The organism is Pseudomonas sp. P135 (genome assembly GCF_020312125.1).
GTDB lineage: Bacteria > Pseudomonadota > Gammaproteobacteria > Pseudomonadales > Pseudomonadaceae > Aquipseudomonas > Aquipseudomonas fragariae.
Genome location: NZ_JAGPYR010000011.1, coordinates 100,286 through 115,081, shown reverse-complemented (window position 1 = coordinate 115,081; position 14,796 = coordinate 100,286). Strand labels below are relative to the sequence as shown.

At 56.9% G+C, this 14,796-nt stretch carries 10 protein-coding genes and 1 pseudogene; 2 read left to right on the top strand and 9 right to left on the bottom strand.

Going from position 1 to position 14,796, the window contains the following annotated elements; translation table 11 throughout:
• Positions 1–240: 240 nt before the first annotated feature.
• Positions 241–515 (top strand): annotated as a pseudogene (locus tag KBY08_RS17610) (ribonucleotide-diphosphate reductase subunit beta); the annotation flags it as partial.
• Between the two features lie 180 nt (positions 516–695).
• On the opposite strand, the gene KBY08_RS17605 reads toward KBY08_RS17610, so the two are convergent.
• Together KBY08_RS17605 and KBY08_RS17600 are read right to left on the bottom strand one after the other, a co-directional pair.
• Positions 696–1,952 carry an McrC family protein gene (locus KBY08_RS17605; protein WP_003402581.1) on the bottom strand — a complete coding sequence of 419 codons (1,257 nt, stop codon included), beginning with the start codon at positions 1,950–1,952 and terminating at the stop codon, positions 696–698.
• Positions 1,949–3,502 carry an McrB family protein gene (locus KBY08_RS17600; protein ID WP_032653439.1) on the bottom strand — a complete coding sequence of 518 codons (1,554 nt, stop codon included), beginning with the start codon at positions 3,500–3,502 and terminating at the stop codon, positions 1,949–1,951. Before KBY08_RS17600 ends, KBY08_RS17605 begins: the two co-directional genes overlap by 4 nt.
• 429 nt (positions 3,503–3,931) lie before the next feature.
• Between KBY08_RS17600 and KBY08_RS17595 the strand changes: the two genes are divergently transcribed.
• Positions 3,932–4,507, top strand: a complete 576-nt coding sequence (locus KBY08_RS17595) for a Bro-N domain-containing protein (protein ID WP_058823018.1) — start codon at positions 3,932–3,934, stop codon at positions 4,505–4,507.
• A gap of 52 nt (positions 4,508–4,559) precedes the next feature.
• Here KBY08_RS17595 and KBY08_RS17590 read toward each other — a convergent pair whose 3' ends face one another.
• The 7 genes from KBY08_RS17590 to KBY08_RS17560 form a co-directional block, all read right to left on the bottom strand.
• On the bottom strand, positions 4,560–4,850 hold the full coding sequence (locus KBY08_RS17590) for a hypothetical protein (RefSeq protein WP_058398917.1): 291 nt from the start codon (positions 4,848–4,850) through the stop codon (positions 4,560–4,562).
• A gap of 424 nt (positions 4,851–5,274) precedes the next feature.
• Complete coding sequence (locus KBY08_RS17585; RefSeq protein ID WP_011268612.1) at positions 5,275–5,643, bottom strand: hypothetical protein; 369 nt, start codon at positions 5,641–5,643, stop codon at positions 5,275–5,277.
• A gap of 82 nt (positions 5,644–5,725) precedes the next feature.
• The gene (locus KBY08_RS17580; protein WP_024642229.1) at positions 5,726–6,070 is read right to left on the bottom strand and encodes a hypothetical protein; all 345 of its coding nucleotides are present in this window, start codon (positions 6,068–6,070) and stop codon (positions 5,726–5,728) included.
• 36 nt (positions 6,071–6,106) lie between these two features.
• A complete protein-coding gene (locus KBY08_RS17575; protein ID WP_011268614.1) occupies positions 6,107–6,391 on the bottom strand; it encodes a hypothetical protein in 285 nt (94 codons plus the stop codon).
• A gap of 15 nt (positions 6,392–6,406) precedes the next feature.
• Positions 6,407–7,750 carry a DUF6861 domain-containing protein gene (locus KBY08_RS17570; protein ID WP_011268615.1) on the bottom strand — a complete coding sequence of 448 codons (1,344 nt, stop codon included), beginning with the start codon at positions 7,748–7,750 and terminating at the stop codon, positions 6,407–6,409.
• A gap of 639 nt (positions 7,751–8,389) precedes the next feature.
• Positions 8,390–11,506 carry an autotransporter serine protease gene (locus tag KBY08_RS17565; RefSeq protein WP_111522642.1) on the bottom strand — a complete coding sequence of 1,039 codons (3,117 nt, stop codon included), beginning with the start codon at positions 11,504–11,506 and terminating at the stop codon, positions 8,390–8,392.
• Positions 11,507–11,602: 96 nt separating this feature from the next.
• Positions 11,603–14,608 carry an autotransporter serine protease gene (locus KBY08_RS17560; protein ID WP_111522641.1) on the bottom strand — a complete coding sequence of 1,002 codons (3,006 nt, stop codon included), beginning with the start codon at positions 14,606–14,608 and terminating at the stop codon, positions 11,603–11,605.
• Between the last annotated feature and the right edge of the window lie 188 nt (positions 14,609–14,796).

Sequence of the window (14,796 nt, the reverse complement as noted above, 5' to 3'; positions counted from 1 at the left end):
GCTTCATTTGTCACAGCAAAAAGCGGGCATATAACCTTACCTGGAGGCGCTGGATTGATCGGTGGGCTCGGGGTTTGAACTTTGCTCAAGGCGCTGCTCGATTGGCTGGCCAGCCGCTTGGTTTCATTGAAGCCTGTCACGCTGAACAGTCCGAAGTCAGTAGGCGCCCCCGTGCCCAAGTAGCCCGTTAGCGGCATCGCAATCATCAGACCATAGAGTCCCCCGTGCGCAACGTGCGCGCAGATGATCCAGCAAGGCACCCAGCTGGAAATCGAATACGCCCGCGACACTATGCCCCGCGGCGTATTCGGCATGAACGCATGCAATGATGGAGGACTATCTGAATTTCATCGCTAACCGCCGCCTGAGCCAGATTGGCTTGAAGGAAAAGTGTCCAGAGACGACCAACCCGTTCCCTTGGATGAGCGAGATCATCGCCTTGAAGAAAGAGAGGAATTTCTTTGAGCACTCGGGTTATTGAGTATCAGACAGGTGGGGCGTTGAGCTGGGATTGATGATCTCGCTTGTAGAACCGTGTTAAGACCTGAAGCCATTTCATCCTGCATGAAATGGTTTATGCGAAAAGGGTTGCCAATTGGCAGCCTTTTTGTTTTCTCTTAGACGGAACGGGGAAATCTAAACAGGATATTTAGAAACCACAGAACCATTGATTGATAGATGACACATTTCAGTTATTAATGCTGCATCGCCCACATCAAATATCCCGTATCAAGATCAAACGGCACCACCCACAATTGCAGCCCCTCCGAAAACTCAAAAACTGGCAACGCCTCCTGAAACGATGCCCGCTTCGGATAAATCAGCACCAGATCCCCCTGTCCGCCTAGATACTTCTGCCCATACGCAAACAGCTGGTAAAAATCCGCCTGGCTTAGACCATAATTTTTGCTACCAAGCTCGCTGTCCAGCCGCTTCCACTTGGTATCCAGAACCCAGCTCTTCTCCCCCTGAGTAATCATGAGATCGGGCCTTAGCTGAAAGACCTTTTTGCCCTCATGAGTACACAGATACTCACTGCTGCGCTGCGTGTGTAGCGTAGCGTCTGGCGGCAGCGAATCCCTCAGGCACGCAGCCACGTAGCGTTCGAACAGTTTCTCCATCGGGAACAGTAAGCTCATGCCCTGCCATTCGCCCGCAATCGCCAGTGGCGTTTGCTGTTGGATGATGAGTTCGCACCACGGCTTCACAGGTTGGTAATGAGCCATGAGCCGATCGTGGCGCCACTGTTTGAAATCTTGAGCGGTGTCTCGGCTGCTTGGAATTTCTAGCAACAGTGAGCGCAGTTCGTGGGCGAGGCGCCAGTTACTGGGGTCTTGAGTGGTTTTACAGACGATACCTAACGCTGTTTTGAGAAGACGGTTCTCGGCCCGGTCGGGCAGGAATACGTCGTGACGAATTTGGAAGTGGTGTTGTCGGCCAGGAGGTTGGCGCATTTGGCGGGCGGTGTTGAGTTGGCCGCGCAAATATCGCTGTTCCTCTTCGACTCGTAGGTAGTCGAAGCGAAGGCCGCGTTTGATGAGGTGGTCGAGCGCTTCCAGAAAGCTGCTCATTACCCATTCGGTCAACGGCGCATCGAAGCGCTGTAACGCGGTTGCGCCGACCTTACGGGTTGGTAGGTCTAATGACCTCTGAATCATGCGCCTGAGCAACGCGCGGCTTTGCTGGATGCAGTCGCCTTGTTCAAAATGCTTAGGCAGGATTTCGATACGCGTACCGCAGGGTGTTTCCAGCGCGCCAACGTAGTTATCGAGCTTAAGCCAGCGGCGGCCTTCAACTTGAACCAGTGCGGCACCCGCTTTGCTAAAGCGGGAACTGGTTTCGCAGAGCCAGTCGAAAGCCGAGGGCGATACCTGGGCTACGTCGAGCGTCGGGCTAAGAACATTGCTGGTTGTCAGCCGAGCATATTCTCGGACCGTTACGGTGGTTTTCACCTTTGCTGTTCGCTAAGGAACTTGATGATCTTACGCCCGAGGCTCCGCGTGTTCAGCTTGATGCCCGACGCTGATGTAATAGGTAGGCCATGTTTGCTGGCAATCTCTCGCAAATGTGGCTTGGCAGGTTTGACCTGCTGGCCTCCACGATAGACCTCAATACTGCCATTGGCGGCTTGTCGTATGTCTACGCCTTCCGTTCTGACGCTCTTCGCTTCCAGCGGCGCGCTGACGCTCAGGTTGTGATCGATCACGCCCAGATATGACTCGATATTGTCGAATGCAGGCAGATTCAATTCCCAACGTTCGTTGTTCTGCCCCACTGTGACAGCATCTCCAAACAGCACGCTGAAGTCTTGGCTCGGCTGGATCAAGAACCTATTTTCTGGAGCTTTGCGTTGGTCGTTGAGGACCCACTGGATACGCTGCCAATCTTCGAAGAAATACTCCTGAAGTAGCGGCAGGATTTGCTCTTGAAAAATACCTGCCAGCCGCTCCAAGGTCGGATCGTTCTCAAGAGGCATGAAGTACGCGTGCCCCAGGCAATGATCTTGATCAAGCAGGACTGCTATACGCTGGTTCATCACACTGAGCAATTCGTCGATAGCGATGCCATCAACCTCTATATCTTCAAGCAGCTCAGGGTTAGGCGGCACCTCGATGAACGTGAAGCGACGACGCAGGGCAATATCAAGTGCGGCCAATGATCGGTCAGATGTGTTCATGGTGCCGATCAAGTGAATGTTGCCGGGGATGCTGAAGCGCTCTTTCGAGTAGGGCAGCGTAACCTCGAGTGCCTCTGATGCGCCCGCACGCTTGGAAGGTTCGATGAGGGTAATCAGCTCGCCGAAGATGCGCGAGACGTTGCCTCGGTTGATCTCATCAATGATCAGCACTTTTGGCCGTTCACTCTGAGCGACCTCTGCCGTCCGGAAATCTTCATTTCGCTTGCTGAGCATGTGTTCAATCAATACGGGAACAATATTGCGATAACCTTTGACCAAGTAAGGATCATAAGTAGAGTTCGGTAGTTTTTCCTCCCAATTACCTGTGCTCAAATCATTAACACTCAGTACACCTTGAGAAACGTCATCAGCCAGAGCATTAAGTAGACTCATAGCAAGGCCAAAATTTTTACCTTTTGGCTTTTCTAACTCAAGAATATCGTCATTTGCTCGAATTACCTTATAGCCTGTGCCGTAGCGCTCACCAACCTTGAATGCTCGGTACTTTCCGCTCAGTTCACTCGCAATTGACTCGCAGAGGCTTTTGAAAACGCCTGAGACCACTTCGTAACGGATCTGGCCTTGCTCATCAGTCGTAGCGCGAAGCCCTTCAACAAAGTCTTCGTAGCTGAAGCTCTGATGAAAGGTCACAAAGCGCACGTCGCCTGCTGCAAGCAGCTCGTCAAATCGAGCTTTCAGCGCTGACCGATTATCAAGGTTTTTAGCAAGAAAAGGCTGACCAAGGATCTGCAACGTAGCTTCGACTGTGGCGTAGGTTTTCCCCGTACCGGGCGGACCGAAGAAAATCTGATTGAGCGAAGGCATTGCCGAACGTCCCTGTAGGAAAAGTCCGACAACAGTATCTAGATTGCCAGCATGGGTAAAGCGAAGCGTCGGTGGTGTCGTGTTTATGTAGCAGCCCTGAGCATGCGACGCAGAGCGTCGCGAACTGCATTCCTACGCGGAGCGTTGGAACGATATGGGTTGCTTAGCCCGATACCTCGCCTGAAGATCGGAAACCCCTGACATCCTCTCACTCCCCAGTCCGATATCGACACGTTGCCAGCGCCCGTATCGTATGCGCCGGTGCCTAAGAAACACCCAACGTAGATGCAGTGAGTTCACCATAGCCCCAGATTCCAATCGTTCTAATCAAACGGGAATCTCGGCCTTGCTGATCCGCTCAGTTGGGTTTTCTTACGCCCGCTCTACGTTGGTCTTTAACGTCATTTCAGCTCATACGTAGAGGTCAGCATGTTAAGCAATTTATTTCGGGCAAGCGCTTGTCAGGCGCGCAAGGTGTGTGCCGGTTTCACCCCAACCCCCTTCCACCGCCACAACCGCCAACTCCTCGCCCTCCTCCTCGAAAACCAACCCTGGTTCAGTGCCCGCGATCTGGGTCGCATGATCGGCTGGCCATTGAACGAGCGAACGCTGCGCAAGCTGGACGCTGACCAGCACCGGATGATCACGCTCGACCTGCACGGCGAAACACAGTCAGAGCTGATGGTCAGTGAGTCGGGGGCGTACGCGATGATGGTACATCACTATCACGCAGAGAATCGTGGGTTACGGCAGTGGATTACCCATGAGGTGGTGCCTGCGTTGCGGGATGGGCAGGTGCCGTTCGATGACTGCACGCCGAACCTGAGCATGCTGCAGTGGCCGGGGTTGTCGGTAAGTATGTTGCACTGGCACAGCGAGCCGTGGATACGGTTGCGGGATATGCCGATGCTGTTGGCGCATCCGCAGATGCAGGTTGAAGCGCGGCCACGTAGTTTAGGCAGGCCTTGGTGGCGGGCGGTGTTGCCTGCTTCTCGGTTGGGTTGAATGCGTGGTGATGGCCGTGCCGTGTAGGTGACGGCCATTGCGTCTCGTCGGGTCAGTCTTTCAGGCGGCGTCGGTAGTCGTTGATCATTTCTTTAGTAACGTCTTCCTTGTAGCAGATGGGTGCGTAGCCGCCTTTGCGGCTGTACGCGCTGCGTTTGCCACATTGACTGCCATTGCGGGCGGAGTTGTAGGGGCATGGGCAGTTGCCGGGGTAGCTGTCGATGGATTCCTGGATGATGGCTTTGACGATTGAGGCGTCTGTTACCTGGGTTTCTCTGGCCTGTACGGTGAAGGCGCAGAGCAACGCGAGTATGGCGAAGAGGCCTGTCCCTGTCTTTTTCATGGCTATTCCTTAGCGAGTGCAGACGAGTGTCTGTTGCAAGGTTTTACCATGGCATCACTAGGCCATCAATTTTTAGTGAGGTCCTTGTCCGGGTCTTGTCACGTCGCGGGAGGGAGTTTTGAGACGTGTGAGGTTTTTGTCATAGCGCACAGGGTCCGCTATATGGGGCGCACGTGAATGCGCTTGTCGCTATACAAAAATCCGAGTGAGTTCGGAAAAAGGGCTAAAAAACGACGTCGCAGACTAGATGTAACCCCAGTGGGGTGAACTAAACCTTCTGCCAGAATCGAAAACAGACTTATGTATAACAACGAGCGCTCTAAGTGGTGATGATGCTTGGGAGGCTCTGTGTCCAATTCAGAGTGTGCAGTGCAACGAAGACTCGTGATACACATCGTCATCTTGGCAATACCACTTTTAAAAGTCAGGAAATCACATCAAGACGTCCACAGGAGAAACTGATCATATCTCCGACGTTGATGTCTCCGGGTAGTACATCATCCAATTCAATAGTGATTTCACCCGCAACCACCAGCGATTTTTCAACACTAGCCACCTCAGCCAGAATTTCATGAACGAATCCATCGTCAATACGTAGTACGTATGGCTGAGAGCCTGCCGCCATCTTGGCTACATTTTTTATTGATATCGCAAGGACAGGCTCAAGCAGCATGTCCCCGACATTCATATGACATGGATGACAAAAGGCTACGCACTGAGTCTCGGCATCACCGATTGTCAGCATTGCCTCTAGAGCATCTTTCGAGATCCATTCACACTGTTTAACAAACATTTAAAATCCTGAGCCTTGGCTTTTTGCTGAGCTATCGATTTCACCATTGCACAACTTCAGTGAGACACATACCCCTTTAGCACTAAAGGCTTTTTAGTTCCTCGGAAATAAATATTTCCGCCCCCGAAAAAACCGCTTCATTTTGGCATGCCTTATAAATTTCCGCCAAGAAACTTTCGAAAGCTTGAAAATAGATACTCTCAACCTCATTATTGTCGTCAAGAAAAATCGACATATTTATCTGACCGTTGGTATATTTCTTGATGCCTGCGTATTCCTCTTCAAACTTAAGACCCAAACACCCAACCAAATACTCTCCGATACTTTCAGGAAGCCTTTCAAGACTATTAAACTCCCACCCATAATCGCCTAGAACCTTAGATGCGCCTGTAGGAACTATGAAAACTGCCTGATAACTTCTCTTCATGCGACCACTCAAGTTCCTACGAGCGCCTCGTAAATTTCAATTGGTTTTTTCATCCAATGGCTGCCACAGAATCCTTTTAATATAATCCTTAGCTTCCTGCTCAGTTTCAAAATCCAAGACCTCGTACTCATCATTTACTAACATGTCTCGCCAAGAAACATTTTGATCACGAAGACATTCAGCTAACTCATACCTCATCTCATCTGTTTTGCCACTAGAATTAAGGCTATTAACATATATACCTATAGCAACGTCTTCTGCCAGATTAAAATCCGAACAAAAAACAGTCTTTAGCATGTGCCGAACATTCTCATATTTCATAAATGCCTTACCTTTTTAGGGAGCAGGTGCTGGAAAAATAGTAATTGTCTCCCAAATTTTCTTGCTGGGATTATACTGATACAAGCCTTCTACACTTCGCAAATTTTCAAGCTTTTCTGGAGCGCCATTTGTCTCAAGGTTTTTAAGGATGTTACCAGTGGGTAATACCCGCTTGAAACCTCTTCCAAGATCAACGCCGATATCGCCTGCCTCTTGAGCCGTAACCCTTATGACATCTTGGCCTGGTTGGCGCGCTATAGCCCTTTCCAAAGCTCCACCATTTCTAATGGTTTGGTCAGCAAAAATCAATAATTCATCGCTGTGGAAAGCCGATGATAAAGGTGGGACTGACGGGCCGACGTCTCCGTTCGGCTTAATGGCTGATTTTGCCCGGAGCATTAGGTCTCCATCAGAGACTTTGCCACCGTGAACACTTAGGGAGTGTGCGTTGGGGTGGCCCGTTACAAGATCTAATTGTTTTGGATCTATCTTGCTTGAAACAGTTTTTTGATCCAATGCATCTGGTTTAGCTGCGTCTGCGGTCTTTGAGCGATTTGTTGACAAAGCCTCTTGAGCTTCCAGCGCCCCCCTACCCGGCTCCGGCCTCTGCAAATCAGGTCGCTTCTTCAGGTCATCTTCATGCTCAAGCATCCACTGGCCCAGTCGCTCGCCTTTGGCGCTGGCCCGCATTTCATTTGCCAACGCACGAGCGTTACCGCGGCCGCGTGTGATGTACTGAACCATCGCGCCCAATAGCAGAATCACAACCTCAACGTGCCCTTGTGCGATTTCCTGAACCGCACTGTTCTGTGCGACCGGGTCGTCTCCCATGAAGGAGCTCCACCCTTGTTCGCGGGGGCCTTGCCATGCTGTGCTGATACCGCGTGTGTAGTAATGAATGATGCGCGGAAAGCCGTCGATGACGGATTCAGCGATGGACTCCAGACCAAGAATCCCCAGTATGAAAGTACTGGCCTGCGCCCCTAATGCAGCGCCCATTAAACCACCGGGAGCAGCACCCACCCCGAAAAAAAGTGCACCCGCGCTTGCACCGGCGACCCCTCCGACAAAAGCACTGCCGACGACGATCATGGCCATCTGGGTGACTACGTCGATCAAGTCCTTGATGATGCTAGAGATGTCGAGGTCAACGAACCGCTGTCCCAGTATGCGGCAAGCTTCCCATTCGGCACGGTCGAACGCGGACCTGACACAATTGAAGCGGCGAATGATCAGCGCGGGCGACGGGAGGGGTTCATTTCGATGGGTGCGAAAATGGCCCCCTCTGTAGGGCTCGATGTCACGGTCAAGCTTTCGCCGTATGTCATCCCATGAAGGCAGCATGTGAAAAAAGAACATTCGGTGTCTCCCTGACAATTCTTGATACAGCTCTGCCTGAGCAACTTAACAGAAGAAGTGCAAAAAATTCCAAGAGCCGCATGGCACCTGCAAAAATTCGGAAAATTCGTACATCAGCGTTGGTTGTTCAAAAACAGCCTTTGCCTGAGTCCTATTCGGGCGTGTGGGGAAGATGTGAAGCTGAATTTGGATATCGTCTCCGAGCGGAGGAATGAAATCTATATACCAGCCCTGTGACCGATTCGGAGAACGAGCTTCTACACGGAAGGCGTAGGCGCTTCAGTAGGTGAAGACGGCTACGATGGGCTGCGAAGCGGCCCTGAAACTGGTGACCTCGTTTGAACCTGATATACCGGGTGCACAGGTTTTGCTGCCGGTTCCCGGCAGATCGCGAACAAGTTCGCTCCTACGCCCTACGGGCAGAAGCGGGTCAGCGAAACGTCGACCGGTGCGCCCCACGGCCTACGGCCAGAAGCCGGAGTTGTGAGTGATCAGGCATTTGCCTGATGGCTTGGATATGACGCAGAGCGTCACGAAATGCGTGCCAACGCGGAGCATTGGCACGATAGTCATACGGAGCGATGGGCAAGCTAGGTGTCTAGAGCCTGCGGGGCTACTTCACCCCGCAGGCATCCCCCATCAGAACTGCCAGTCCAGCGACAGACCCACGCCGTGGGTTTTATCCCGCGCACCCAGCAAACCGTTGTAGTCCAGGTTGATGCGCGCATCCCTGCCCAGTGCCAGGCTGGCGCGGGCGCCGACGACGGCGGCGTCGCGGTCCATGGAGACGCTTTGTACGTTGAAGCTGTTGCCAGCGCTGGCGAAGGCCAGGTGTTGTTCAGACGAGGTGTCGCTCAGGTTGTGCTGCCAGCCGAGGGTGGCGGAGACGTCGAGTTTTTGTGTGTCGTTGAGGTTGAAGCGGTTACCGGCGCGCATGCCCAGGGTTGAGAGCACGGTGTCGCGGGTGTCGTCGCTGCCTTTGAGGGCCGTGGCGCCGCCTTTTTCGGTGAAGCTGTCGCTGTCGAAGTGGACGTAAGCCAGGTTGGCGAATGGCTCCAGTGCCAGCGGTTGCAGGTTCAGGCGGTAGGCGGCTTCGGTGAACACCTGGCTCGACTGGGCGTCGCGTTTGACTTTCTGGCGGTCGGAGAACGCGCCGAATTGCAGGTCGCGTTTCACGTCGATGCGGTGCCAGCTGTGCGATGCGCCTGCGGTGAGGCGCAGTGCGCCCTGTTCGTGGCCGATGTAGGCGCCCAGGTGGTAGCTGTCTGCCGAGGCCCGCGAGTGGGTGTCGTCGCCCAGGCTCAGCGAGGTGTCGCTGTATCCTGCCATCGCGCCCAAGCGGGTGTGCTCGCTGATCAGGCCGTCCACACCGGCAAGCAGGCCGCCCAGCGATGAGGTCGAGCTGGCGCTGTCGCTGCTGCCGCTGTTTTTGCCCCAGGCACCCAGCGCTTTGACCCACACCGAGTTGTCTTCACTGCCCGGTGCTGGCTGGTCGTACAAGCCTTCCACGCGCAGACGGTCACCCACGGCGTCGCGCAGTTGGCGGCTGTCGTTGATCAGCTGTGTAGCAATGGCCGGGTGCACTTCGCCCGACAGTTGGGTGAACGCCCGGCGTGCGCTGGCCGTGTCCTGGCTGAGGATGATGCTCTCGTAAACCGAGTTGCCCGCACTCAGTTGCTCGATGGCCTGGGCCACGCTGCGCTGGTTGTCGGTTTGTGCGGCGCTGGCGAAGCTGTCGCCATTGCGTGCAAGGGCCAGGGTCACGCCGGTGCCGGTATAGGCCAGGTTGCCGTCCAGGAATGCGTAGTTATCGGTCACAGAACCGAACTGACCCTGAACGCCGCCAGCCGCCTGCAGCACGTTGAACTGCTGACCCAGAACGCTGCGGGTCTGGTTGCTACTGAGCAGTGCGGGGTTGTCGTTTTCCAGAGACAGGGCCATGTTGGCGCCGCTCACGGTCGCGGTGCCGCCGACCACGATGCGGTCGCTGGCGGTGGGCGAGAACTCGACCGCGTAGGTCGAGCCCGGTGCCAGGTTGAGGTCGCCCGCCACTTGCAGGGTGCCGATGGAATTGCCCGGCGCAACGGTGCCGCCCTGGTTGGCGTTGAGCGACGCGACGCTGCCATTACCACCCAGAATGCCGCCGTTGTTGACGGTGACGGCCGAGGCCAGCGAGCCGTTGATGGCCAGGCGTCCTTGATTGACCAGCGTCGGCCCGCTGTAGCTGTTGGCCCCGGTCAACACCAGGGTGCCGATGCCTTGTTTGGTCAGGCCGCCGTGGCCGGAGATGTTGTTGCTCCACACGTCCAGCCCGCATTGCGGCCCGCTGCAGGTACGTTGGGTCGGTTTGCCGGCATCGACAATCGCACCAACACCGGGCAGGTCGGCCACGAACTGGCTGTCGCCGTAGGCGCCGTCGATACGAAACTCGGCAGGAATGTCCGCTTCGGTAACGAACAGGCTCGGGCCGTTGATAGCCTTGCCGAGGTTGATCATGCCCCAGCCGTACAGCGCGTCGACGCCCGGCGCGCCAAGGTCGGTGGCGGTGGTTTTCAGGACGTCGGCGACCTGCGCGCCGGTCATGTACGGGAAGCGTTCCATCAGCACGGCCATGCTGCCTGCGACATGAGGCGCAGCCATCGAGGTGCCGTTCTTGTTGGCCCAGCCGACGGTCAGGTCTGCCAGGCTGGTGCCGTTGAGCACCGAGCTGTAGATGCGCGTGCCCGGTGCCGAGACGCAGAAGCTGGCGGTGTAGCCGCAGCGCGACGAGAAGGTGCTCAACGTGTAGGGCGTGGTAGCGGCCGCTGCGGCATCCGGGTTTTGTTGCAGGGCGGCGACGGTCAGCCAGTTGGGCGCGATCTCCGGTACGAAGTAGCCGAGCCCTGCCATCGCGTCGGGGTTGTTGAGGTTGTAGTCGTTACCAGCGGCGAAGATGGTTACCACGCCGCTGCGTGCTGCGTCGATCGCGCCCTGATACGCGCCACCCGGACGCGTGCCGAGGATCTGGCGAATCTGGTCGAACTGCACTTGTGCGTCCTGCACGGTGAAGTGCGGGAACGCCGGATCGCGCCCGCCTTTGTCGAAACGGTCGGTGATGCCGATGCCCCAGCTGTTGTTGATGACCCGTGCGCCACTGTTGACCAACGCGTTCCAGCCTGCCTGATACACCGCGCCGTCGTTGCCCAGCACGATGCCGTCTTCCGGGCCCGGGTCGCCGTTGTCGGCGCTGATGATTTGCGCGTTGTAGGCCACGCCGTGCATCGGCCCGCCGTCACGATTGCCACCGGCAATGCCACCGACGTGGGTGCCGTGGTTACCGAGTTTGCCGCCGGAGTCCAGGCTCGGTGCGCCGTCGTAACGGAAAGCGTCGCCCGCCTTCACCGGGATGTACGGGTCGGTGTATTCGCGGATGCCGCTGGTGACCAGATTGACCACCTTGTCGGGGCTGTCGAATTCCGGATGCGGGGCGTAGACCGGCTGGTCGAAGATGCCCAGTTTGATGCCCTTACCGCTGTAACCTGCGGCATAGGCTTGATCAGCGTTGATCGCGCCCAGGCCCCAGTCGGCATTGAACTCGGCGCTGCGCCAGCTGGCGGCGTTGCCTGCCTGCCCTGCTTCTACATAAGGTGCGGCATGAGCCACGCCCAGTGTCGCCAGGTAGCAGGCGAGCGCGCCGCAAGAGGCGCGATTGACCGCTCGAATGGCTTGTCTTAGGGATTTGACAGAGGTGTGTCGGGTACTGAATGCATCTTTCATGAAAATTACCGTCCTTAGTTAACGCGCACGAATCTCCGCGCGCATGCATCTGCATGCGCGTCGTTCTTTTGGGTTTAGGGTTGTCTACTGCTTAGATTAGAACTGCCAGTTCAGACTCAGGCCGACACCGTGACTTTTCTCACGACTGGCCAGTTGGCCGCTGTAATCAAGGCTGACTCTGGCATCCTTGCTCAACGCCAGACTGGCGTGAGCACCGACCAGCGCGGCGTCACGCACCAGCGGCGAGCTTTCGATGCCGAAGCTGTTGCCGCTGGAAGCGAATGCCAGGTGCTGTTCGGAATCGGTGTTGCTCAGGTTGTGCTGCCAGCCGAGGCTGCCGGACAGGTCGACCTTCTGCCGGTCGCTGATCGCGATGGTCTTCAGGGCACGCAGGCCCAGAGTGCTGAGTACCGCATCACGGTTGTCGCTACCGGCAGACAGCGCGGCAGCGTCGCCCTTCTCGGTGAAGCCATCGGTGTTCAGGTGGACATAGGCCAGATTGGCAAACGGCTCAAGCGTGGCGGGTTGCAGGTGAATGCGATACGCCGCCTCGGTGAACACTTGGGTGCTCTGCGCATCGTGTTTGGTTTTCTCCTTGCCCGCTGCACCGCCGACCTGCACGTCGCGTTGCGCATCGATGCGATGCCAGCTGTGTGCGGCGCCGAGGGTCAGGCGCAGTGCACCGATTTCATGGCCCAGGTACGCACCCAAATGGTAGCTGTCCACCGACGCCCGCGAATGCGTGCCGGAGCCCATGTTCAACGAGCTGTCGCTGTAGCCTGCGACGACGCCCAGACGCGTGTCATCGGCAAGGTTGCCATCGACACCGGCCAGCAGCCCGCCAATCGAAGAGGTGTAACCCGCTGTGTCGTCACGCGAGTCGGTCTTGCCCCAGGCACCCAGCGCCTTGAGCCAGACGTTGTCTTGTGCGGCAGTGTTGCCATCAGTGCCGAACACGCTGGCACCCAGGCGCTCACCCACGGCATCGCGAACCTGACGGCTGTCGTTGATCAACACGCTGCCGATGGCCGGGTAAATTTCGCCGGACAATTGCTGGAAGCTGTCGCGTGCAGAGGCAGCGCTCTGGGTAAGCAGCAGGTTTTCGTACACCGCGTTACCGGCGCCGAGTTGTTCGGCGGCAGTCGCCACCGCAGCCTGGTTGGGGGTTTGCGCCACGCTGTTGAAAGCGGCGGTTTGCTCGACGTTCAGTGCGACCGCGTTGGCTGCGTAGTCGAGTCGACCACCGAGGAAGGCGTAGTTGGAGGACACGCTGCCAAACTGACCGTTGATGCCATTGGCGGCTTGCAGCACGTTGTACTGGCGACCGACCACGCTTTGGACGGGTGCAGCACTCAAGGCCACTGGCGTCGCATTCTCCAGCGCCAGTGTCATGTTCGCGCCTGACACAGTGGCGCTGCCGGTGGCGACGATGCGGTCACTGGCGGTTGGTGAAAGCTCCACGGCGTAGGTTGAACCCGGCTCGAGGGTTACATCGCCATTGACCTGCAATGTACCGATGGAATTACCCGGCGCGACAATACCGCCGTTGCGTGCTGTCAGCCCGCCGATCTGGCCGTTGCCGCCCAGCGTACCGCCCGCGTTGACCTGCACGGCTGACACCAGCGACCCATTGACCGACAGCACGCCGCCGTTGACCAAGGTGTCACCGCGATAGGTGTTGGCACCGTCGAGAATCAGGCGGCCTGCGCCGGATTTGATCAGGCTGCCCTGATACTGGCGCTGTGCAGCAGCGGCGGCGCGAGCGGTGCCGGTGGCGTAATCGGTTTGATCCTGTTGGCTGGCGGTGCTGGCAACACCGTTCTGCCAGCCTTTGCTGATCAGCGTCTGCTGCCAGGTGGCCTGCTCGGCGCTGTCCTCGGCCTGACGCTGGAGCAGCGCCTGATCGGAAATATTATTGCTCCACACATCAGTCAACCCTGCACCCAGATTGGCATCGAAGGTGCCGAGCAATTGGCCCGGACCACGCATCGCCCGCTCCAGGTTCGCCACACCCCAGCCGACGCTGTTGGTCGGTGCCTGAGTAATCGAACCGTCGAGCTGGGTGGCGGTGGTCAGCAGCACTTGCAGCGCCTGCTCGTTGGTCATGTACGGGAAGCGCTCCATCACCAGCGCCAGTGCGCCGGTGGCATGCGGCGCGGACATCGAGGTGCCGGATTTGACGCCATAGCCGCCGCCCGGCACGGTGCTGTTGACCAGCCGACCGGGCATGGTGATGCACCAGTATTTGGACAGGCCGCACTGGTTGTAGCGTTGACCGTTGCTGCTGTCGAGGCCCGACACGGCCAGCCAGTGACCTTCAAGATCCGGCTCGAAAAAAGGCAGCGAAGCGCGCACGCTGGCGTTGGCGTAACCGGTGTTGCCTGCGCTGAAGACGTTGATCACGCCCTTGCGCGAGACATTCGCCGCTTCGTCCAGCCAGGTGCCGCGGTTGTAGTGCTGAGCGTAGGCAGCGCGCACGCCCGCTTCGGTGGCGTAGGTCACGTCGGCCGGCTGGCTGCCCCAGCTGTTGTTGACGGCGCGCACGCCCGCATCCGCCAGGGCGCCGTACACCGCCTTGAAATACTGCGGGTCAGGGTTGGGGCCGAACAGGAAGCTGTCATTCTGGTTGGTGTTGCCGACGTATACCTGGGCGTTGTAGGCCACGCCGTGCATGCCGACGCCATCACGCGCCGCGCCCATGGTGCCGGTGACGTGCGTGCCGTGGGTGTCGTTGTTCGGGTTGATGGCGCCAGTGATGCTGAACGGTGAGCCGTCAACGTAGGTGCCGGTGGCGGTGACTGCGTGGTAGCGGGACGGCGTGGCTTCCGGGTGGGACGGGTCGAAACCCGAGTCCAGCGCACCGATCTTGACGCCTGCCCCGGTGATGCCGGCGGCGTAGGCCTGATCAGCCTGGATACGGCCCAGACCCCAGTCGCTCTGGAATTCTGCCGACCGCCAGCTGGCCGCGTCACCCGGCTTGCCCTGCTCGACATAGTCAGCATAAGCCGAGCAGCCAAACGTAAAAGACAGCGCACACAGCGCGCCTGTTCCTACAGGCTTGAACGAATGACGGACAACACCCACGCACTTCGACTTTTGCATCCCTGCACACCTGATACTGGTTGGCTCTTGATTGAGCGATTCCAGAACATAGTCCGCAGTTTAAAACTTGGCAACAGTTTTATTTCAATTCTGATACAAAGGTTAAGACATAAGGAAAACGCATCGCAGAACATATATATCGTTGATAGGCGCTTGAATCTATTGAGATTATTTTGGATTTTATTGTG